This window comes from Thiomicrorhabdus sp. (assembly GCF_041583835.1).
Classification (GTDB): Bacteria; Pseudomonadota; Gammaproteobacteria; order Thiomicrospirales; family Thiomicrospiraceae; genus Thiomicrorhabdus.
Genome location: NZ_JBFHFC010000014.1, coordinates 35,462 through 57,787, shown reverse-complemented (window position 1 = coordinate 57,787; position 22,326 = coordinate 35,462). Strand labels below are relative to the sequence as shown.

20 protein-coding genes are annotated in these 22,326 nt (G+C 44.7%); 12 read left to right on the top strand and 8 right to left on the bottom strand.

All coding sequences use genetic code 11. The annotated features are described in order from the left end of the window. From mshL to rmuC, 8 genes are all read left to right on the top strand, one after another. Positions 1-1,498 (top strand): pilus (MSHA type) biogenesis protein MshL (mshL, locus tag ABY044_RS08315; RefSeq protein ID WP_373019820.1); only part of this gene is annotated, 1,498 nt, incomplete at its 5' end. An 18-nt stretch (positions 1,499-1,516) separates the two neighbouring features. Further along, on the top strand, positions 1,517-3,253 hold the full coding sequence (locus tag ABY044_RS08310) for a tetratricopeptide repeat protein (protein WP_373019818.1): 1,737 nt from the start codon (positions 1,517-1,519) through the stop codon (positions 3,251-3,253). 185 nt (positions 3,254-3,438) lie between these two features. Further along, a complete protein-coding gene (locus ABY044_RS08305) occupies positions 3,439-4,935 on the top strand; it encodes a GspE/PulE family protein (protein ID WP_373019817.1) in 1,497 nt (498 codons plus the stop codon). A 9-nt stretch (positions 4,936-4,944) separates the two neighbouring features. Next, positions 4,945-6,147, top strand: a complete 1,203-nt coding sequence (locus tag ABY044_RS08300) for a type II secretion system F family protein (RefSeq protein ID WP_373019816.1) — start codon at positions 4,945-4,947, stop codon at positions 6,145-6,147. 2 nt (positions 6,148-6,149) lie between these two features. Continuing rightward, on the top strand, positions 6,150-7,721 hold the full coding sequence (locus ABY044_RS08295) for a hypothetical protein (RefSeq protein ID WP_373019815.1): 1,572 nt from the start codon (positions 6,150-6,152) through the stop codon (positions 7,719-7,721). 178 nt (positions 7,722-7,899) lie between these two features. Then, entirely contained in the window at positions 7,900-8,355 is a 456-nt protein-coding gene (locus tag ABY044_RS08290; RefSeq protein WP_373019813.1) for a hypothetical protein, read from the top strand. A gap of 26 nt (positions 8,356-8,381) precedes the next feature. Next, positions 8,382-9,044: a hypothetical protein gene (locus tag ABY044_RS08285; protein ID WP_373019811.1), complete on the top strand. Its 663-nt coding sequence runs from the start codon at positions 8,382-8,384 to the stop codon at positions 9,042-9,044. Beyond that, the gene (rmuC, locus tag ABY044_RS08280) at positions 9,044-10,495 is read left to right on the top strand and encodes a DNA recombination protein RmuC (protein ID WP_373019809.1); all 1,452 of its coding nucleotides are present in this window, start codon (positions 9,044-9,046) and stop codon (positions 10,493-10,495) included. The genes ABY044_RS08285 and rmuC overlap by 1 nt, the downstream gene beginning before the upstream one ends. A gap of 33 nt (positions 10,496-10,528) precedes the next feature. Here rmuC and ABY044_RS08275 read toward each other — a convergent pair whose 3' ends face one another. Then, complete coding sequence (locus tag ABY044_RS08275; RefSeq protein WP_373019807.1) at positions 10,529-11,002, bottom strand: GNAT family N-acetyltransferase; 474 nt, start codon at positions 11,000-11,002, stop codon at positions 10,529-10,531. Between the two features lie 37 nt (positions 11,003-11,039). Here ABY044_RS08275 and ABY044_RS08270 point away from each other — a divergent pair, with 37 nt between their 5' ends. Beyond that, positions 11,040-11,651, top strand: coding sequence for a tRNA-uridine aminocarboxypropyltransferase (locus tag ABY044_RS08270; RefSeq protein WP_373019806.1), 612 nt, complete (start codon positions 11,040-11,042; stop codon positions 11,649-11,651). A gap of 7 nt (positions 11,652-11,658) precedes the next feature. On the opposite strand, the gene ABY044_RS08265 is transcribed toward ABY044_RS08270, so the two are convergent. The 6 genes from ABY044_RS08265 to ABY044_RS08240 all read right to left on the bottom strand — a co-directional run bounded on the left by ABY044_RS08265 (position 11,659) and on the right by ABY044_RS08240 (position 18,284). Continuing rightward, complete coding sequence (locus ABY044_RS08265) at positions 11,659-12,762, bottom strand: glycosyltransferase (protein ID WP_373019804.1); 1,104 nt, start codon at positions 12,760-12,762, stop codon at positions 11,659-11,661. 76 nt (positions 12,763-12,838) lie between these two features. Next, on the bottom strand, positions 12,839-14,320 hold the full coding sequence (locus ABY044_RS08260; RefSeq protein WP_373019802.1) for a glycosyltransferase family 39 protein: 1,482 nt from the start codon (positions 14,318-14,320) through the stop codon (positions 12,839-12,841). A gap of 8 nt (positions 14,321-14,328) precedes the next feature. After that, a complete protein-coding gene (locus ABY044_RS08255) occupies positions 14,329-15,702 on the bottom strand; it encodes a mannose-1-phosphate guanylyltransferase/mannose-6-phosphate isomerase (RefSeq protein ID WP_373019800.1) in 1,374 nt (457 codons plus the stop codon). A 130-nt stretch (positions 15,703-15,832) separates the two neighbouring features. Continuing rightward, entirely contained in the window at positions 15,833-16,570 is a 738-nt protein-coding gene (locus tag ABY044_RS08250; RefSeq protein WP_373019798.1) for an SDR family oxidoreductase, read from the bottom strand. Positions 16,571-16,575: 5 nt separating this feature from the next. Next, positions 16,576-17,880: an FAD-binding protein gene (locus tag ABY044_RS08245; protein WP_373019796.1), complete on the bottom strand. Its 1,305-nt coding sequence runs from the start codon at positions 17,878-17,880 to the stop codon at positions 16,576-16,578. After that, complete coding sequence (locus ABY044_RS08240; protein WP_373019795.1) at positions 17,877-18,284, bottom strand: GtrA family protein; 408 nt, start codon at positions 18,282-18,284, stop codon at positions 17,877-17,879. Before ABY044_RS08240 ends, ABY044_RS08245 begins: the two co-directional genes overlap by 4 nt. A 97-nt stretch (positions 18,285-18,381) precedes the next feature. On the opposite strand from ABY044_RS08240, the gene ABY044_RS08235 reads away from it, so the two are divergent. Genes ABY044_RS08235 through ABY044_RS08225 form a run of 3 tightly spaced genes read left to right on the top strand, consistent with a single transcriptional unit; the run spans position 18,382 to position 21,238 of the window. After that, positions 18,382-19,275 (top strand): decaprenyl-phosphate phosphoribosyltransferase, encoded by an 894-nt coding sequence (locus ABY044_RS08235; RefSeq protein WP_373019794.1) that lies wholly within the window; start codon positions 18,382-18,384, stop codon positions 19,273-19,275. Beyond that, on the top strand, positions 19,275-19,700 hold the full coding sequence (locus ABY044_RS08230; protein ID WP_373019793.1) for a divergent PAP2 family protein: 426 nt from the start codon (positions 19,275-19,277) through the stop codon (positions 19,698-19,700). The genes ABY044_RS08235 and ABY044_RS08230 overlap by 1 nt, the downstream gene beginning before the upstream one ends. Positions 19,701-19,720: 20 nt before the next feature. Next, positions 19,721-21,238 (top strand): ArnT family glycosyltransferase, encoded by a 1,518-nt coding sequence (locus tag ABY044_RS08225; protein WP_373019791.1) that lies wholly within the window; start codon positions 19,721-19,723, stop codon positions 21,236-21,238. Positions 21,239-21,264: 26 nt separating this feature from the next. Here the strand turns inward: ABY044_RS08225 and epmB are convergent, their stop codons facing one another. Next, positions 21,265-22,263 carry an EF-P beta-lysylation protein EpmB gene (gene epmB / locus ABY044_RS08220; protein ID WP_373019789.1) on the bottom strand — a complete coding sequence of 333 codons (999 nt, stop codon included), beginning with the start codon at positions 22,261-22,263 and terminating at the stop codon, positions 21,265-21,267. Positions 22,264-22,326: the final 63 nt, after the last annotated feature.

The window sequence follows — 22,326 nt, the reverse complement described above, 5'->3', positions numbered from 1 at the left end:
CCCCGATTTAGTATCTAAGCGAGCCGTTTTACCGCCTAAGCCTGATTTTCAAAACGCCCTGAAGAAATATTCAGTTTCTGCCATAAATATTCCCGTTTCCGAATTACTGTTAAAGCTTGCTCAAGACTCCGGGAAGCAGTTAGATCTTCACTCGGGAGTTGATGGCGCCGTTACAATCAATGCAATCAATCAAGATTTGCCTACAATTTTAAAGCGTATTTCAGTTCAACTAGGCTTTCTTTATGAAGTAACCCCTAAAAGTATCGTTGTTCGACCAGATAAACCATATTGGTTTAATTACCCGATAGATTATGTAAATATTCAAAAAACCAGTAAGGACACAATTGACATGAAAATGTCAGTTGGTGGCGCTACTGGTGTTGCAACAACTGGTGGCTCAGCAGGTACAGGAGGCAGTGCTGCAAATATCAATGTTGTTTCCGAGCATGATTTTTGGAATTCATTGGAACAAAACCTGTCGCGTATTGTTCAATCTGGCCTTAAAACCGGTAAAGGGAGCGCCGGCGCACCAGCCGCAGCTGCAGGTGCCAGAGGTGGATCAAGAGTTGTTAACAATAATATTGTTGTTAACCCAGAAGCAGGCATGATTACTATTTTTGCGACGGGTGCTGAGCATAGGGCAGTAAAGACCTATTTAGATGAGATTATGAATCGTGCTGAAAAGCAGGTTATGATCGAAGCAACTGTCGTTGAGGTTGAGTTGTCGGATCAGTATCAAGCGGGGATCGATTGGTCAACTTTGGTAAAATCAGATAGTGGAAACGGTGTCTTGGGGCAGAACTTGATTACTTCGACACTTTCGACTTCCGCAGCCGTTGCCTTTGATTTTACGGGTGTTGGCGGTGATTGGAACATCGGGTTGAGAATGTTGCAACAGTTCGGTAATACGAAAGTGTTGTCGAGCCCGAAGATTATGGCAGTTAACAACCAGACGGCTTTGCTGAAAGTGGTCAACAACGAAGTTTACTTTACGATTGAAGTGAACCGTGAATCGGCTACGACCACGAGTGCTGGAACGACAACCTATGAAACTACCGTGCATACAGTGCCGGTTGGTTTTATGATGAGTGTCACCCCTTTTGTTAGTGATGACGATGATGTTTCCTTGAATATCCGTCCGACGATTTCAAGAATTGTTGGTTACGTTAATGATCCAAGTCCTGATTTGGCTCGTGAAGACATTACTAGCCGTATTCCAGTTATTCAAGAAAGAGAGATGGCCTCAGTTCTGAAATTGAAGAATAGACAGACTGCAGTAATCGGTGGTTTGATTGAAGACGCCAATAGCAATAACAAGAATGCCGTACCTTGGATGAACGAAATACCGGTTGTTGGAGATTTGTTTTCCTACAAAGACGATTTGGCTAAGAAAAGCGAATTGGTTATTTTTATCAGACCGATCGTAGTTAAAAATCCTGATTTAGATCACGGGGATCTCTCATCCTTGAGAAACTTCTTGAAAACTGATCATAACTAATTTTAGGTAGTTTTAATCGTGAGTGTTTTACTAGAAGCGTTAAAAAAAGCGGCGGAAAATAAAAAGCTTGGCTCTGAGAGTTCTGAAGGTGCCGATGATATTGCTTCAGTAGAGCAAGGATCGTCAACTGAAGACACTGTCGAAATCAAGGAAGAATTAAAACCTGACACCGCAACTAAACCAGAGCCTGAAAAAACGGACGAGAATGCCGATTTAAAGGGGGTTGATGTTGAAGGTGGTCCTGAGTCGAATCTACTTTCCGGTTTGCAGTTGGTCAATGAGGTAAAAAAAGAAGAGCCAGCCGAGACGGTAAAATCAATTGATGATTTGGAGTTGGATTTACCTCAGAAAGAACATCACGTATCGGAAGAGGTTGCATCTGCTATAAACGAAGAGATTACTGATGCTGGATTAGATTTGAAGGCTGCTTTGCATGTTCCTTATGTGGATGATGCCGTTGAAAATGTTGAGCCGGTTATCGAGCCGCCGATCGAAAATGAAAAACCTCTACCTAAATTGGTTGAAGAGGGGCAAAGTGCATTAGATGAGTCGGATAAAACTTCTCAGGATGACAGTTATTCTTGGAGTTTAAGTACTCTACCCGGCTATGAGAGTACACCAGATACTCAGACTGTTAACGAACAATCTGTCGTTAATAATACAAGCAGTGAAACCCTATCGACTGAACATAATCAAATTCTAAGTTCTGACAAACGGTTCCGTCAGTACCTTCCTAAAAGCATTCGTGCCCTGTTGTTTGGAAGATCGTCAAATTACATGGTTTACACGCTCCTGTCTGTTTTATTTCTCAGCTTTTTAGGGTTGTTCGGTATTTTTTATTTTCAGGATCAAAGTCAGAAATTAGAACAGAGTATGCGTAAGTATGACATCGTTCGTCTGGAACCTGTTAAGCGTCCGATTGTAGAGCCTGTTAAAGAAGCTGAGGAGGAAAAAACATCTAAACCGACCGAAGTTTCTGAATCCGAGATGGTAACTGAGCTTGCCGAAACGGAAGAAAAAGTGGTTGCCGAAACGGAAACGAAGCCGGTAGAAAACGATATCAAAGATACTGTTAAAACCCAGCCTGCCAAGAAAACTGTGTATAAGAGTGTTATTAAGCCAAGAGTTCAGCAACCTTCGGTTGTATTGAATGTTCAGGCAGTTCCTGTTGAACCTTATGTTCAAAATGCTTATCAAGCGTTATACGATAAGAATTATGACAAGGCTAAAGATTTATTTGAAAAGGCTTTATTGGAAAATAATGAAGATATCCAGGCTTTGAATGGATTAGGGGCGGTTTATGCAAAACTTAACCAAGAAAATAAGGCCTTGGAGCAATATTATAAGGTTCTGGAAATCTCATCTGATGATATTCATGCTTTTGAGGCGATTATTTCATTAACGGGCTCGAGTCTTAGTGGCGAAGAATGGAAAAATGAAATTAAGCGTGTACTTGTAAAACATCCGGACTCGGCGATATTGAATTATGCATTAGGTAATATTTATGCCGGAGAAAAGGATTGGGATAAGGCACAAGTTGCCTATTTCGATGCGCACCGATTGGACGAAACCAATCCGGATTATTTAGTTAATCTGGCGATTAGTTTAGATCATCTTGGACAATATGCGTTAGCCGAAAAATACTATACGCTTGGATTGGTTCATGCTGAATCGAAAACGGTTTATTTTGATGTTGAACAGGTAAAGTTAAGATTGGCATCAATCAAGCAGTATATCGGACAAACGGACTTATGAAGCACCCCGGACTTTTAGGGCAGCGATTAATTGCAGACGGAAAAATTTCCGCAGACCAATTAGAAATTGCCCTAACGGAACAAAGAAAAACCGGAAAAAAGCTTGGGGAGGTTTTATTCAGGCTGGGTTTTTTGACGGAGGAGGCCGTCAGTGAGGCTATAGGTGAATCTGTAGGATTCGAGTCCATGAGCTTGACGGGCATTGTTCCCGATGCAAAAGCCATTAGTCTCATTTCTGAATCGTTTGCCCGAAACTACTTGATTATGCCTGTCAGTTTGCGCGATAACACTTTAAAAGTCGCGATGGCTTCGCCAGATGATATTTTGTTGTTGGATAAGTTGAAACGGCACATCCAAAAGCCCGATATTCAAATATTACCAACGATGGGGGTTGAGAAAGAGATTCTCAATACCATCGACAACTATTATGGGTATGAGTTATCGATTGACGGTATTTTGAGGGAATTGGAAACCGGAAAAATCGATATTACCCGGATTTCCGAAGCTCGAGAATATTCTCAACCGATGGTTCGACTGGTTGATAGTATCTTGACGGATGCGGTAAAAAAAAATGCATCGGATGTTCATTTCGAACCGGAAGAGAACTATATTCGAATTCGATATCGTATTGACGGGGTGCTGCAAGAAGTAAGGCTTTTGCATAGATCTTTTTGGTCTGGATTGGTAGTCCGTCTAAAGGTTATGTCTAAATTGGATTTGACCGAACAAAGACTTCCTCAAGATGGTCGTATGGATTTGATCGTTCATGGTCGTCGAATTGACTTCCGAGTATCCTCACTACCGACGACGCACGGTGAGAACTTTGTATTACGTATATTGGACAGAGAAAAAGGGATTGTTCCTTTAGATAAATTGGGGCTTGATAAGGACTCTTATGAAGAGTTAAAGCTTATGTTGGCTCGCCCGACCGGTATTTTACTGGTAACAGGACCGACCGGTTCCGGTAAAACGACGACTTTGTATTCAATTTTGAACGAATTGAATCAGGAAGGGGTCAATATTATGACTTTGGAAGACCCGGTTGAATATCCGATGGCCAGGATTCGTCAAACGCCGGTTAACGAAGAGATCGGAATGGGGTTTGCGGCGGGGATAAGAGCCTTGTTGCGTCAGGATCCGGACATTATTCTGATCGGTGAGGTTCGCGATCCTGATACTGCGGAGATGGCATTGAGAGCTGCGATGACGGGGCACCAGGTCTTTGCTACTTTACATACCAACTCCGCAATTGGAGCCATTCCCCGATTGATCGATATCGGTGTGTCGCCGTCAATACTGGCGGGGAACATCATTGGAATTATCGCTCAAAGATTGGCGCGTAAGTTATGTAAGAGTTGCAAGCAGCCTTATGAGGCTGAAGCGTTCGAAAGGCAAATTATGAATATTCCCGACGAAGAATCGGTGACTTTGTATAAGCCTGGCGGATGTGAGAAATGTAACAACATAGGTTATAAGGGGCGTTTGGCGGTATTGGAAACGCTTCGTTTTACGGCGGAAATGGACGAAATGATGCTTGCGGGTGAATCACAACACGTTATTTTGGAAGAAGCGTTAAGGCAAGGATTTTCGACCATGGCTCAAAGTGCACTGCGTTGGGTAAAGCAAGGTCAGACTTCAATAGAAGAAGTGAGTCGTGTCGTTAACTTAACTGAGCTACTGTAGAGGTCTTGAATGCAGAACTATCGTTACACAGGTGTCAATCGTTTCGGTAAGCGCGTAAATGGTGTGATGCCTGCCGCGAATGCAAAAGACCTAAGTCAAAGACTGGCTAAGAAAAACATAGACCTGATTAGCAGTAAAAAGCAATCAAACGGATTGTTCGGTTTGTCAAAGTCCAAGGTCAGTCGAAAAGACATGATATCGATTACGTTTCAATTTGAACAATTATTGAAAGCGGGCGTGCCCTTGATGGAAATCATCGAGGATTTAAGAGATTCATATGAAAGTGATTCCGTCAAAGAGATGCTGGCGGGAATCTATGATGCTATGCAAGGTGGTTCCACTTTTTCCGATGCACTAAGAGAGTATGAAAGCGTGTTCGGAAACGTCTACATCTCTCTTGTCTCAGTCGGTGAGAATACCGGGAGATTGGACGAGATTTTGGCGGACCTGGCTAATATGTTGAAATGGGAAGACGAGTTGGTGTCTAAAGCCAAAAAAGTCATGATCTATCCGGCAATCGTCGCTACTGTTGTAACTGGCGTCGTTATTATGATGATGGTTTTTGTAGTTCCCGAGCTTTTAGGATTTATTAAATCCATGGGTGGTGAACTCGGTTTCGCTACGGTTGCGTTGATCGCGACCTCGGATTTCATCAGAGACTATTTATTGGAGTTGTTTATTACACCGATTATCATCTACGCTTTAATTAAGTGGTGGCGTAGCAAGTCCGAAAATTTCAAAATTAAAACGGATGAAAAGTTGCTTAAAGTCAGCATCATCGGACCGGTTATTTATAAATTGAAACTCGCTAGGATTGCGAATTCATTAGCGGTTATGTACGGCGCGGGAGTCAGTTTTACGGATAGTTTGAAAATGACGTCGGCGGTCGCCGGCAATACCTATTTGGAGCGCAATATCGAGTATGCAGTGCACCTGATTCAAGAAGGTCGTCCGATACACGAAGCGTTTCAAGAGGCGAAAGTTTTTCCGACGATGGCGATCAGAATGGTCCGGGTCGGAGAAAGCAGTGGGCAAATGGATGAAGCCCTAAAAAATATCAGTTATTTTTACGACCGTGAAGCAAAAGAATTAATTGAAAAGATCGAGCCGACAATTGAACCTATTTTAACTATGGTGATGGGATTTATCGTCGGTTGGGTTATGCTTGCAGTACTTGGTCCAATTTATGACACCATTTCAAAGGTACAATAATAGTGAAAGCTGTATTTTATTTAAATGATCAGGGTGTAAGTATCTATGTGGATGACTGCAAGTATCAGGCGTCCCCCAAGATTTTTGGTTGGGAAGATACTTTGGCTATCGAAGAGTGGTTGAGTAGTTTTCCGCATCGTGCAAAAGCGTCAATCATCTTGGATTTGGTCGATGAAGACATCGTGGTTGAATCCTCTCCCAAATTGTACCTGTGGGAAAGAACGGCGGTACGTAAGCAATTGATTGAACGCCTGGAATCGGAAGGGGCGGACTTAATTTACACCGAGTGGACGGGATTAACGCAGACCAACGAAGAGGGGCGTGTGGATGAACTCATTCTTTCCGCTTCGATTATGGCTCCTGCGCATATCGCAAACTTTATTTCTTCACTGGAAGAAGCCGAGATTATCGTTGAGGGGATTTATTCGATTCCTTTCTTGTTTGCGGATTATTTAAAAAAGCATCTCAAGCAGGTTTTTAATTTTACAAAGCAGGAACTAGGCAGTCCGCTTTTCATTATTTCCAAGCAGTCTAAAAATGCTTATCGTCAAACGTTCTTTTTTCAAGGCCAATTACGCATTAGCCGACTGATTGAAATTGAAAAAGAAGATGACGACTATGTCGGAATACAATCGGCTTTAATTCACGAAGCAAAGTTAGCCAGAAACTATATTTACAATCAGAATCTCTCAGGAGATGACCATGCTATTGGATATATTTTTCTGGATAGCGACGAGAATTGCTTAATTGATTTGCAGCAGCGATGCTTGGACGAGGGTTTGATTACTTCGATCAATGAATTGGACAGCGCCGTGTTTAAAGCGATGACGTTTAATGCGGTCGGATTTGATAAGTCGATTTGTGGCGTCGAGCCGATTGAATATTGCGCTGCTGAGGCGATGGCCGACTATATTTTAAATGAGTCGCCTAAAAAGGCTTACTTTAATGATTATGTCAGCCGAATTAATGCCGTATTATTGGGCTATAAGAGCCTTATCAGTCTGAATTCTTTGATTTTTATCGCATTCATCTTGTTTGCTTTAGTGTTCGGTATAGGTACCTATTTAAGTCAGCATAAACTCGAGTTATTGGATCAGAAAATTTTAGCCCATAAGGTTGAAAAAGAGAGATTGCAAAAAGAGGTTAAGCTTCAGATTGATGCAAAAGAAATCAAGGCTTCGGTTGATTTCTCCGAAGCCATTTTGGGATTAAAAGCCGATAAGACCATGGGCTTTGAAATTGAACCGATAGCGGATGTGTTTAGTCGACACGAACACATTCAATTGACTAAATTGGAATGGAAACAATTAGATCGATTTGATAGTCACTCTTATGAAATTGAATTGGATGGGTGGGTATTCCCGTTTGAGGAGTATTTTAAAGAACCTGTTCAATGGGTCGACGATCTGATGACGGACTTGAAAAAAATTCCTAATGTCGCTCAGGTGGATTTGACGCAGGAACCGTTGAACCGCAATTTAAAGCAGGCATTAACGGTCAATGCCAAAAATGAAAAAGTGACCGCATTGCCGTTCAAAATTAAAATGAGGGTTAATGATGCCCAGTCTAAATAATGTTGTTTCAGCTACTTTATTTAAAAGGTTTTACTTAAAGCCATTAATTGTTTCAGTTATTTTAATTGCTGCATTTGCCGGGTTATGGCATTTTTTAGATGAAAGGCAAGCTGAAATCAAAAAGGCGGAAACGGTTAAGTTAAGAGAGTTGAATTCCCTGCGTAGCCAGGTTACCTTCTTGCAGCTGCAGGTACAGCTTTACCAGCAGTATGGTGAAAAATACAAAGACTTGGTGCGTAAGGGGATTGTGAAGCCGCAGGATCGCGTTTTTTGGGCGGATTCTCTGATTCAGATTCAAAAGACTTTGGTTATACCGGATTTTACGTTCCAATTTACTCCCGAGCAGCCTTTGGATAGCCGACGTTTCGATAAGATAAGTTTTGATAAGGGAATTTTTTATTTCAGTCGCTTAAATTTGTCGATGTCGTTACAACATGACGGTGATTTACCGAAGTTGCTTAATGCGATTAATGAGCGTATTTCACCGTTTTATTTAGTGGATAGTTGCAGTTACCAGATGAAAAATAAGACAGAAGTGGTAGAAGCGAAGTTTAATCCCGAGAAAGGGAATATCGCAACCCAGTGTTCTTTAGTGGTCTTTCATTCGCACTCTAAAATTGCTAAGAACTTATGATGCGAAATGCTTACAAGGAAATACTTATGAAACGTGAATGGCGATGCTTTTTGCATACCCTTTCGGCCAGTTCTCTGTTAGCGGTCAGCTTATTGTTGGCATCGATCAATACGGCTAGTGCCGCCGAACAGAGTTTAAATCGATTGATGTTGACGCCCGAGCAGCGAGCCAAGATCGATGCGGATAGACTGGCTTATCTAAAAAGTCTGCAAGTTAAAAACGTGACTGAGGATAAGCAGGAGATCGTTAAAGAAGTTAAAGAGGTTAAAAAGAAACCAAAGGTTGCCGTTAAAGCAAAACCTCGTGTTGTACTTCCTAAAAAATTGGCTGTGTCTGCTGTAATTGAAAGGCCGGACGGGAGCAAGATCATACGTATCAATAATAAATTCGAAGAAGTTCCTTCCAAGCATGTAAAAGTTGATTACGATAAAACTAATTTGCGCGGTGTGGAGATGGACATCGACACCAAAGGGGATGTTTTCATTCCGGTCGGAAGTACTTACTATCCGAGCAAGAATAAGATGGTCGAGACTTATAAGCTCAACAAAAAGCCTAGTACGAAACAAAAAATACTTCAAGCGGACGACAGTTCTGTTAAACGCGACCTTAAGGACGTTAAAATAGTCAATACTCCTAAACAGGATATGAATGCCGTCGAAACGGCCAAACCTCTTAAACAAAAACCGTAATGACAGAAATTTCCGCTATTCAATTTGCGCTCCTTGCCGGCGGGTGGGGAGTCGCCATCGTTTTTCTAATTTACTCTTTTTCTCTAAAGTCAAAATTGACTCAGTTAAGTGTCGAAAATGCCGCTCAAACGGAACAACTTAAGACAATGGAGACCCTGACTGCTCAGCTTCAGGAGCTGCAGGGGCAAGTTTCCGAGTTAAGGCCCTTACAAGGAAGCGTACTTCAACTTGAAAAGCAGCTGGAGAGCGCTCAAATAACTTTAAATCAGAAAGAGTCGGCACTTTTTGAGTTGCAGGAAAAAAATAACCTGCTGCGTGAATCGACTGCAGAACTCTCTAGCCGTTTAGAAAATGAAAAACAAAATGCACAAGAAAAGATTCAGTTGTTGGAAGAGGCTAAACACCAGTTGGCTAATGAGTTTAAGGTATTGGCCAATCAAATTTTCGAAAGTAAACAGGTTCAGCTGACAGAGCATAGTAAACAGAGTGTGGAATCGGTGCTTAAACCGATGCAAGCGGCATTGGATAATTTCAGGCAGCGGGTTGAAACGGCACATAAAGAAGATTTAGAAGGCCGTGCGAGTTTAGCGGAACAACTCAAACAGCTACAGAGTTTGAACAGTAAGATGAGTGAGGAAACTCAAAATCTGACTCAAGCGCTGAAAGGTGACAGTAAGACTCAGGGGAACTGGGGAGAACTAATCCTTGAAAGATTACTTGAACGTTCCGGGCTTAGGGAAGGGATCGAATTCGATCGCGAGAAATCCTTTGTTAATGACGAAGGCAAGCGACAACGACCGGATGTGGTGATCAATCTGCCGGATAACAAGCACATCGTCATCGACTCTAAGGTTTCATTGCTTCATTATGAAAAAGCGTTGAACAGTGATTCAGATATTGAAAAACAAACGGCTTTGAAACAACACCTGAACAGCCTGAAAAACCATATCGATACCTTAGCCGCTAAACGCTACGAACACCTTGAGCGTTTGAATGCACCGGACTTCGTTTTGATGTTCGTGCCGGTCGAAGGCGCATACCTGATGGCAATCGAAGCTGATCCTAGTGTGTTTGAAAGCGCTTTTGAAAAAAGAGTTGCAGTAGTGACGCCGACGACCTTGTTTACAACCCTAAAGACTATCGAGCAGCTATGGCGTTACGAGCGCCAAAGTGAAAATACGGTTCAGCTGATTAAACGTGCGGCGGAAGTACATGATAAGTTCGTTGGTTTTGTTGAGACGTTCGAGAAAGTCGGCAAACAGTTGGATACGGCACAGACCACCTATCAAACCGCCCGTAAGCAGATGCTGCAAGGTAATGGAAACTTGGTTCGACAGGCGGAAATGCTTAAGGAACTGGCGGGCAAGACCCGAAAAGAGATTCCCGCGCACCTATTGGAAGAGGCGGAAGGCGGAAAGGATGTTCAGTCGACAATTGCTTCTGAAGGTTAGTTGCCAACAGGTCTGTCTGGTTTTCTGCAATAGTTATTTCTCAATTGTTTTCATCATACATAGCCATTTTTTTCCGGCTTTCATGGCTTGCCGATAGCGTTGCTGTAAATCGGGTGGTAATGAGTCGACTTCACGGTGTTCATAGCCTAACGCCTCGTAGAAACCGTTCAAATGGGCAAGCGGGAAAGCGAAGCAAGTTGTTATAGACCATCCTTCATCTGTCTGTTGCTGCAATAAGTCTTGATGCATGAATTCCAGAAGCTGCGTCGCAATACCCTGTCGACGCTGTTCTTCACGGACAAAAACCCCTCTTAGCCAAAAACTCCGTTCATTGCCGTTACTTGACTCAACTTTAATCAAACGGGCACAACCAACGATGGTGTTAAGTTCCTTGGTGAGATAGTTGAAGTCGCCGCGTGAGGCACTTGCCTGTTGATGCTGTTTGAGGAAGTGGTTTAACCGATGAATATCGTGCGTTTGCGCTTTTTGATAAACTATTTCACTCATATTTATTCGCCGTTATTTCATACCAAAGACCTGAATTATGTCCAGAATCGTCTGTCCAACCTGTTCACGTCCTGCAAAGGTCTGTCTTTGCCCGTTGATTCGTCCGGTTAAGAACCGGGTTGCCATCGGTATCTTACAGCATCCGTCCGAAGTAGCCCAGATTAAGGGAACGGCACGGATCGCGCAGCTGAGTTTGTCGCATTGTCGAACCTGGATTGGTGAGGACTTCTCGGAAGAGGAATCCCTCCGTTCCTGGTTACAGGAGGGGGCGGTGTTTTTGCTTTATCCCGAAACCGAAGGAGATGACTGCCGATTCTATAGCATAGAGGAGATTCGGGCCGAATATCCGCTGAAAAATGTCAAAGTATTGGTTATCGACGGAACCTGGCGCAAGGCGCACAAGATTATGATGTCCAATCCAATGCTGAATAAGCTACCTCGCATTATGCTGCAACCGGCCAAACAGTCGGCTTACAAAATCCGCAAGCAGAAAAATTCACACAGCCTGTCGACGATTGAGGCAGTCTATGAAGTGTTGTCGCAATTGGAAAATGACGAACGGGGTTTCAAGCCATTGTTGACGGCTTTCGATTCGATGGTCGAGCAGCAGTTGGAATTCCGTCCTCCCCTTAAACAAGGAAAGGACTGATGAGCGATTAGCGTTTAGCAGATTCTTCGCTGATTTCGTCACGCAGTTTTTTGAAGATGAACAGGTTGGAGATGGTGAAGTTGAAGCCCATTCCTATTAGGACACCGATAATCAATGCAAAGATCATGTGTTGTTCAAAAAACGGCACGTAAGTGGTTAGGGTGTAATAGGTTCCGTAGTTGACCGAAAAGCCAAGAAGGGAGCTGGTGACAAAAGCTGTCCATTGAACCCTTTTTTTAGTTTTTTCTCTGTGATTGAAGGTCATGATACGGTTCAGCATCCAGTTCCACGATGCCGCTGGCCAAAATGAAATTGCTCGGGCAACGGTATGAGTAACCCCCATCATCTGTAGTAACAGATAAACCACTAAATCCACAATAAATCCGCTACTGCCGACTAAAGCGAATTGGAAGAATTCGGCTTTGGTTTTAAATTTGTGCTGATAGAGTCGACGCAGATGACGCAAATATTTAAGCTGTTCGGCTAGGGTCAGCTTGGACTCACCATGGACGCGGTCGACAAAATGAATCGGCACTTCGCTGACTTTCTTAAAGTCGCCTTTGACCATGACTTCCAGGGCTATTTTATAACCTATTGGTGAGAGATCTCTTCTTTCGGGAATGTCACCCTTTCGTACGGCAAAAAATCCGGACATAGGGTCTTTTACTCGCGTCAACGGTAGTGCCGGTAATGTGGCTACTGCCGAATTGATGTAGCGCCATAAGGTCCAACTGTCATCAATGCTTCCTCCGGCGACATAGCGCGAACCCAAAACAAAATCGCTTTCACCGGATTTCAATTGTTCCACCATTTTCGGAATGGCGCTGGCCGGATGTGAAAGGTCGGCATCCATGACAACGATATAATCGCCTTGGGCATTGTCGAAACCGTCTATAACGGCTGGAGAAAGGCCGCGGTCTTCGGTACGTGTTACGATACGGATCGGGTGAGTTGCTGATAGTTCTTCGCAAAGTTCAATCGAACCATCCTGAGAATTATCGTCCATGATGATGATTTCATAATCTTGGCCGATGAGGGCTGATTGAATCATTTCACTGAGGGGTTTAAGGTTTTCGACTTCTTTGTAGGTTGGAACGATAATTGAAATCATAATTTTTTTATACTATTTGATCGCTGGTTCGATGTGTTTGAGTTGTACTATTCGTCTTTGCGTTAACTGTTTAGAGTTAGCGCAGGTAGTTAGTACAGTAGTAAAAATAATAGCTCACTATTATAGAGTCGTTTGCGCGGATTGGCAGTTTTTTTACTAAATTACAACGCTCGAAATGATTCGGTTGATTGGTCACTGGAGGAATTCTTTCATAGTGTGGCGTGACAAGTATTCCATCCATACCCGGCTGTGCTTTGCCGAACCAGAATTCAAACTGTGTCTGCTTTCCGGTTGTGATATAAACCGGTTGAGGCCGTACATACCAGGTTAAGTGGCTGGCATAACTCCAGTTGGAAACGAATAAAGGAAGCGGTTCTTTATCTTTGGCGAGTTCCGCTTGAATGTCCAAAGCGGTCTCGGCGGCTTGTTTCCAGCCGTATTCGCCTTGGATTGGGTTCTTGTGATCGTCAAACGGAATCCAAGGGGTGTACAGGAAACTGTGCATCACCACGGTTAAAATCAGACTGAGGGCTAATTGCAATCCAACTACAATTTTAATGGCACGCTTGGTTTGGCGTTGCCACAGCCAATCAATGACCACCGGAATCAATAATAGCCATGCCAGAGCCGGCCAGTGCGGCAAGCTTTCTTCACGTCCGGATCCCCAAGCAAACAGGACAAATACGGGTACGGCAAATAGTAGTAATAAACGTGTCGCTCGGTTTTGGTAGTTACCGAGCTTAAGCATCATCCACCAACCGAAGATAAATAGCAGAGGTGTGTACACGATAAATTGAGCGGTCTGGGAACTTAAAAAGCGGTCAATGCGCCAATCCGGATTATGCGTACCGTGATGGAGTTGATAGAGGAACGATGCCCATTCATGGATGGCATTCCAGTAGAGTAGCGGGGCGGTAATCAGCAGTGCCGTCAAAATCGCCAGCCAAAGTCCCTTTTGCATAAGCCACTGCCAGCGTTTTTCTAGCATCATCACCATAAGTAAAGAGGTTATGATGGTAATCGAGGTATATTTGGAGAGAGCCGCCAGCCCTACTAACAGACCAAGCAATAACCACTGCTTTAGGGAAGGTTGATCGGTTTTTAGCATCTCCCAAACCAACCAAATCAGAGCCAGAACCACGACCATTAGCGGATTGTCGGGTAATTGCCCTAATCCCATGAGCGGAAACATTAATGTACCGTTTAGTAATAACAAGCTGCCGAATCCGATCCAAGCGGTTTCACGGATTTGTTCGTTTTTTGCAAACAGGCGAATGGTAATTTGGTAAAGCAGGTAGTTAAGCAGGATATAGAGCGAAATCGGCACGATGCGCGCGCCCCAGTCGGTCGGGAAAAGCCACATCGGAATGATCTGTAACCAACCGACCAATGGCGGGTGGTCGAAGTAACTCCAATCCGGCATCAGACCGTACAAGGCATAATGTGCTTCATCACCCCCCAATTCGGAGGTGAATGCGAGCAGGATGTGGATAAATGTCATTAAGCCGACTAATAAAATAGCGGCCTGATGAGGAAGAAGTCGTTGGGCGAGATTCATTTTAAGAATTAGATCCGTCCGTAATTGTCTTCAAAACGGATAATGTCATCTTCACCGGTGTACTCGCCGACTTGGGCCTCGATTAAAACCAAATCCAGCTTTCCTTTGTTCTCCAAACGATGGATTTCGCCGATTGGAATGTAAGTGGATTCATTCGGGCGTACCAATTGGGTCTGTTCACCGATAGTGACGGTTGCAGTACCAGAAACGACCACCCAGTGTTCACTTCGGTGGAGATGTTTTTGCAGGCTCAGACGCTTGCCGGGTTTCACGACGATGCGTTTGATCTTGTATTTGTCTTCCGATTCCAAAATCGTATAGGTACCCCAAGGGCGATGTGCGGTTTGATGAATAACCGGAAGTTCGCTGCCTTGGCGTTTCAGTTGTTCTACGACCTGCTTGATTTTCTGCCCCGAACCTTTTGGAGCAATTAAGAGCGCATCGTCGGTGTCGATGATCATCAAGTCGTCAACATCAACTAATGAGATCAAGCGTTGATCTCCCAAAATTAGATTGTTGTTGGCATTGAGAAGAATGCTTTGAGCTGTTCGCGTGTTCCCATGTTCGTCTTTAGGCAACTCTTCATTAAGGGATTCAAAACTGCCGACGTCGCTCCAATCGATGTCACTGGGAACGACTTTGACATTGCGGCTTTTCTCCATTACGGCGTAATCGATGCTGTCTTCCGGAATTGCTTGCATTTCAGGCAGTGGAATTCGCAAGAATTCGCCTTTTTCAGTTTTCGCAAACGCTTGGACCGAAGCGTTGTAGATTTCTTCTGCGTACTGTTTCAATTCCTCAAGAAATACGCCTGCTTTAAAGCAGAACATACCACTGTTCCAATAATAATTGCCTTGGACGAGATAACTTTCTGCAATGTCTTTAGAAGGCTTTTCTTTAAAGGAGAGTACATCGTCGCCGGAGGCTTCAATGTAACCGAATCCAGTTTCAGCGTAGTGCGGTTTAATGCCGAAAGTCACCAGTTTATTTTGTTGGGCAAGTTCAATAGCGGAATTGACCGCTTGTTCATAAGCGACTTGGTTTTTAATTAGATGGTCGGAAGGGGTGACGAATACTAATTCTTCAGGATCTACCGCGAGACAGGCCAGTGCAATTGCGGGTGCGGTATTTCGACCGACCGGTTCTAAGACAAATTGTGGCGTGAGATCTAAATTGAGATCTTGCATTTGATCTAAAGCAAGGAAATATTGTTCTTGATTTGAAACGATTAGAAAATCACTACAAAAAGCATGGTTGCGCTCGACCGTTTTTTGGAACAGCGATTCGCCTGAAAATAACGGTACAAATTGTTTAGGTAGTAAGGTACGGCTGATCGGCCATAAGCGTGTGCCGGAGCCTCCGCAGAGTATTACATTAATCATTTTGAATCACTTTCAATTCTAATTTAGGAGGGCACCTAAATTCAGATGCCCTATGCTTCATTCAAGATTACTTATTCTACTGCATTTGTTTTGTTGAGTGGTGCAAGCTGTGCGTGAATTCCAAGTTTATTCAGAGTTTGAGTTTCTTGAACACGAATTCAGGGATGTTACGAATGATCAGCATAATGATGCACCAGAACCAAGGCGTGTACAGGGTGTTTTTGCGGCGTTCTACCGCTTTGACGATGTGCTGGGCGATGGTTTGCGGTTTTGCCCATAACGCGCCTTTTTTGAATTCGGCGGTCATTGGCGTGTCGACGAATCCGGGTTTGATATCCAATACGTGTACGCCTCTGGAATACAAGCGATTTCGCAGGCCTTGTAGGAAGATCGATAACATTCCTTTTGCCGCACCGTAAACGTAATTGGATTGGCGGCCGCGATCACCGGCGACGCTGGTGATGACGGCGATGGTGCCGCAGCCTTGCATTTCAAGTTGGTTGGCAATCAATGTCAACATGGAGATTCCGCTAATGGCGTTGGTGTTGAGCTCACGTAAGGTTGTGGAGACGTTTTTTTCACAGGCTTGTTGATCCGGCAGTGAACCGTGAGCAATCAGAACCAAGTCAACCGTGCCCAGCTTGGCGAAAGCGGATTCCAATACTTTGGCGTGTTGCTCGAAATCGTTGACGTCTAAGACCTGATAACTGGCGGATTCGGCACCGCGGATTTGCGCGTCCTTAGCGATCGTTTGCAGTTTGTCTTCACTGCGACCCAGCAAGTGCAGGTTTGTGTTTTGTTTGGCGTAAAGGCGAATGGTTTGTTCCGCGATGGCGGAAGTCGCGCCGATGACTAATATATTTTTCATGAAATTTAGAGTCCTAAACGTTGCGATTGTAGAGAGTTGAATACTTTGTCTGCGCCGTATCGACTACGAATCTCTTGAAAGGTTTCCCATAAAGGATAACTTTGTTTAAACGTCGCTTCCGACATACGCGCGTCTTTAGTCAGGTAGAGACGACCGCCGTAGTCGAGTACGATACGATCCAACTCGTCCAAAAAAGGGAAAAGAGCGGCATCGATTTTAAAATCCAACGCCAAAGTATAACCTTCAATAGGAAAGCTTAAATAGTTTTCGTTTGCCGGGCCGAAAGCTTTAAGAACGGCCAGAAATGAGCCACGTTTTGATTTGGCGATCTCTTGTAAAATTCTTGTCATCCCTTCTAGACCGGCTTCTTTGGGCAGAACAAACTGGTATTGGGTGAAGCCGTTCTTGCCATATAGGCGATTCCAGTTCTGAATGCCGTCAAGCGGATAGAAATAGGGTTCGTAATGAACCTCTCGCTGAGCATGGCTTTGAGTCTGTTTATGGTAGTAAAGGGTATTGAAAGCCTGAATCGAATAGCGGTTTAACAACATGTTCGGCATGTTCAGTGGTACATTGAGTTTGCTGTTCTTGTGCGCTTCAAGTTCGCCTTGGGTGGCGTGTTCGCCCAGCATCAGTAGAGAACGACCCAACTTTGTGCCGGTTGAAAGGCAGTCGATCCAAGCCACCGAATAGGTGCAAGTCTCATGTTCCGCAAACAACTCTAGGGTTTCTGCCAAGTTTTTGGTTTTATAACTGCGCTCTTCAATGATGGCACTTTCGATCGGCAACAGCCTAAAGGTGGCTTGCAGAATGATTCCGGTTAATCCCATGCCCCCGCAGGTCGCATGGAACAGTTCGGAATGTTCCGTAGGCGAACAGACGATGACTTCGCCTGATGCCAAGGCCAGTCTTATGGCGCTGACGTGTTGGCTGAAACAGCCGTCCAAGTGGTGGTTTTTTCCATGTACGTCGCTGGCAATGGCGCCGCCGACACTGACAAACTTTGTCCCCGGCGTCACCGGCAGGAACCAACCGCGTGGGACGAATATTTCGAGCAGTTCCGCGAAGCTGACTCCGGCCGCACAGGTGATTTCACCGTTAACCGGATCGAATTCGACGAAGTGGTTCAGGTGCTGGGTTTGCAAAACATGAGAGGCGAGGGCGCTGTCGCCATAACTTCTGCCCAAACCTCTGGGAATCAGGTGATTGGTTTTCGCTTCCGCCAGTAATTCGCTGACCTTGCGTTTGGAATGTACCACCCAGCTTTCACTGTGGGTGATGGGGTACTGCCCCCAGCCTGAGAGCTTCAAGAGATCGCCTCTTTATGGACAAATACAAAGCGTTTATCCAATTGGTATTTGACGTAATAACCGATTGCCAAACCGATAATACCACCGAGATAACGCATCTCTTTGGAGTGGAATAGAGCCTGGAAGCCGAACTCGAATCCCCAGAAAATAACGGTGGTCGCCAGCCCCATCAGGGTGTAGAGGTAAAAGGTTCGGCTGCCGTGTTGAATACTGGTGGTTTGGTATTTGAAAATATACTTCTTGTCGAGGACGTATTTCACCACCAATCCGACAGCCGTTCCTACCATTATCGACAGAAGAATGGCGTAATTTCCCTGATACAGCGTAATGCTTAAATCCTGGCTTAGGATGTTGGCCGCGGTGGCGATTACCGCAAAAATCGTGTAAATTAGCGCAATCTTCATTTTTTTGGATTCACGGCCGAATGCTCGGGATAAGACTTGAATAGCACGGCACCCTTCCTTTATACGAAACTGGTTTTTTTGAGGTTGATTAATTTTTATGGATTCTAACACTTATAGCCAAGGTAATAAATCGGTATTACTCGGGTTGATTCTGTTGATGCGACCTCGCCAGTGGATAAAAAACGCATTCGTACTTGCACCATTGATTTTTGCCGGTCAGTTTTTGGATTTGTATGCTGTCGGTCAGAGTTTGTTGGCGTTTGTATTGTTCAGTTTGGCTTCCTCGGCAACTTATGTCGTTAATGACCTGCGTGATATTGAAGATGATCGTAAGCATCCGGTTAAGTGTCTAAAACGTCCGTTGGCCTCCGGCCGTGTCAAGCCACCGCAGGCTTATGTGTTATTGGCGGTGCTTTATGCCGTTTTGATTGGCGGTTTCTTTATAGAACCGGCCGTGATGAAGGTGATTGTGGCTTATTTGCTGTTGAACGTAGCATATTCATATGTTTTGAAACATCAACCGGTGGTGGATATTTTTACCATTGCGATTGGCTTTGTTCTGCGGGTTTATGCCGGAGCGATGGCGATCGGGGTGCCGGTGTCATCGTGGATGTTTGTCACCACCTTGAGTCTGGCACTGTTTTTGGCAGCGATCAAACGCCGTCAAGAGTTGACTCAAAGCGGTGAATCCGGACGTAAGGTACTGAAAATGTATTCGGTGTCGATTGTCGATAAGTTTGCCGAGATTTCCGCGACTGGCGCTTTGCTGTTCTACAGTTTCTTCGTGATGTCGGCGCGTCCGGAACTGGTTGTAACGGTACCGTTTGTGCTGTTTGGCTTGTTTCGTTATTGGTATATTGTTGAATTTTTGGGTGAGGGCGAATCGCCGACGGACGCACTGTTGGCGGATAAACAGTTGATGATTACCGTATTGGGTTGGGTCGGTGCGTCGCTTTGGGCTTTATGGCCGCAAACTTCGGGAGTGTTGTAATGGATTTAAGTTATCTGTTGATTCCGTTTGTCACTTGGTTGGTGACTGGCGTTACCAAGTTTGCGATAAACAGCATTAAGGCCAAAAAAATGGCATTCGAGTTAATTGGTTACGGCGGCATGCCGAGCAATCATAGTGCAATTGTCAGTAGTGTTGCGGCGTTGATTGCTTTGCGGGAAGGGATCGATCATCCTGCGTTTGCCGTTGCGTTAGGGGTGGCGTTTGTGGTCATGCTTGACGCCAGCAGTCTACGCCGTCAGGTCGGCAAACAGGCTGAAGCGATAAACCGGTTGAACCGCCAAGGCGGTGCCGACGTTGTGCTTCTGCGGGAGCGCATGGGGCATTCCAAACCTGAAATTTTGGCAGGCATTTTAGTCGGTTGCCTGTGCGCTGTTGCTGTGGATTCTTGGCCGCCAGTGCTTTAATGTTTGATTAAGGAAGCCTCTTGTCTACGATCGCTCGCTCTAATCATAATGCCTTCTCGTCTTTGTGGGCAGGTTTGTCCGCTCCCGAAAAAACGCTTTTCTGGCTATTCATTTTATTAAAATGTGCCTTACTGTTTGCGATTCCCTTAACCGGTGACGAGGCTTATTTTATCGTTTGGGGGCAGGATCTTTCACTTGGGTATTATGATCATCCGCCCGCTGTCGGTTGGGTCAACTATCTGCTGAGTCTGGTGGCGGACAATTTGTATTGGTATCGTAGCTTTGCATTTTTTTCATCCGCTTTGATCGCTTATCTGATTTATAAACTTCTGACCTTGAAAAGTGAACATGATTTCAAGTTGGCATTTTATGTTGCGATGGCGTTTTTCGTCTCTCCTGTGTCCTTGATGTTCGTTATTAACGCCAACGATACCGTTCTGGTATTCTTCGGCATGATCGGGGTATTCTGGTTCGCCAAGGCAATGCAGCAGCAATCTTGGCAATTTGCGGTATTGGCCGGCGTCTTTTTGGGAATGGCGTTTCTATCCAAATATTTCGCCGTCTTCCTGTTGACGGGACTGTTGGTTTTCAGTGTACTGAATGTCAGAACCTATGGTTGGAAACTGCCGTTACTGGCCGCAGTGATCGTATTGCTGTTCGTCGGCGAAAACCTCTATTTCAATCTGACACACTGCTGGAACAACATCCTGTTTAACTTTTTTTCCCGTACCCGTCACAGCGAAGTCGACCCGAACAATGTTTTGATGTATCTGGGCATGTTGCTGCTGATGTTGTCGCCTCTGGGCGTCTATTATTGGCTGCGTTACGCTAAATGGAACCGCGGTTTTTCTCAGAAGTTGGCTGTATATGCCGGTTTGCCGTTGTTGTTGGTATTAGTGTTGGTGAGTTTTTCCAATGTTATCGGCCTGCATTGGCCGCTATTGTCTATTCCGTTGATCTACTTGTTATATGTGACTTTGCCGCAAGCTCAGTTAAAGGGATTGTATTTGTTCAATGCCGTTAGTTCTCTAGTGATTGGCGTTGTCTTGTTAGGCGCTTTGCCGTTTCTTTCGCAGTTGTTGCCGGAGTCACATAAATCGGAAGCGGCGATCTATACCCAGACCGATAAGGTGTGTGCGTTGTTGCCGCAAAAAACGATGTTCACCTTGGATTACAGCAGTCAATCGGCGTTGTCGTATTATTGCAAGAACGATAATATCCACGTGTTCATGAGTACCTCGAAGTATGGGCGCGAAGACGACAAGAAAGTGAACTACAAGGCTCTGGCTGGACAGGATTTGACGATGTTCGTCAGTAAGCAAAAAGACCTTGATAAAGTAGCGCGTTTCTTCAAAGAGGTGAAGGTTGAGGAACTCAAACCGTTGGAAGGCGTTGTCTATTATCTGGTGACCGGAAAGAGCTTTGATTACAGTGCCTACCGACAACAAATTTTATTACCGGTTTACGAACAGTATTATCGCGCTCCGGAGTGGCTTCCTGAGGCGGAATGCCGATTCAAACAGAATTACGATTTTTAAAACCGGGTAAGCTTGCCCATCCGTTTCTACAGTGGGGTCTTATGTGGCTGACCCGCAATTTCTTGAACTAATTTCGGCACCAGGTAACCGGGAAGGCGTTCCAGTAACGTTTTTCTTAGGGTTTGGGCGGTTGCATCGTCCACTTCAAAGTGTGCGGCACCCTGAACTCGATCCAATTGATGTAGGTAATAAGGCAGAATGCCTTGTGAAAAGAGTTTGTGGCTGAGTTCGATCAGGGTGTCGTTACAATCGTTGACGCCTTTCAATAAAACGCTTTGATTCAATAGATGAAAGCCTGACTGCCGATACGCCGTCATTAATTCCGCGGTTTTATCGCTCAATTCATTCGGGTGGTTGCAATGCACCACCATCACTTTTTGCAAACGGCTGCTTTTAGCCCACTTCAGAAAATTCCCTTGCGGCGCTTTGCTAGGCGCTACAATCGGTGTGCGAGTGTGAATGCGCAGGGCACGGATGTGTGGAATCCGTTCGATTTTTTCGATGAGTGCCATTAGAGCGTTTTCCGCCAGGCTAAAAGGATCGCCGCCGCTGAGGATGACCTCATGAATGCTTTCGTCGTTGGAAATTTGCTCTAATGCAACTTGCCAATGGCGTTGGTTGATCTGGTTTTCGTAAGGAAAATGGCGTCTAAAACAGTAACGGCAATGGATGTCGCATTTTGGACTCGCCATCAATAAAACCCGCCCGTCGTACTTATGAATCAGACTGGGCGTAGGATTAGACTGTAGATCGCCGACCGGATCGAGTTTGAAGTCGGGATGGGAAATCAATTCATCCTTTACCGGCAGTATCTGTTTGAGAAGAGGGTCTTCGGCGTTCCCGCGTTCAATTTGGGCGATGAAGTCGGGATGTGCCTTAAAACGAAACGCCGTTTCGGTATCAATCGATTCGTCAGGATTCAGTTCAAGTTGTCGATAGAGTTGTGAGAGTGGCTGAATCATGAAAATACGGTATTTGTCTGCTGAATGAGTGATTTTATTGTTTGCCTGCAGTTGTATTTCCACCGCTTGGCTTTTAAGTTAAAATAGTCTGATTTTATTTTTGAAGTTATTATTTTAAGGCAACAG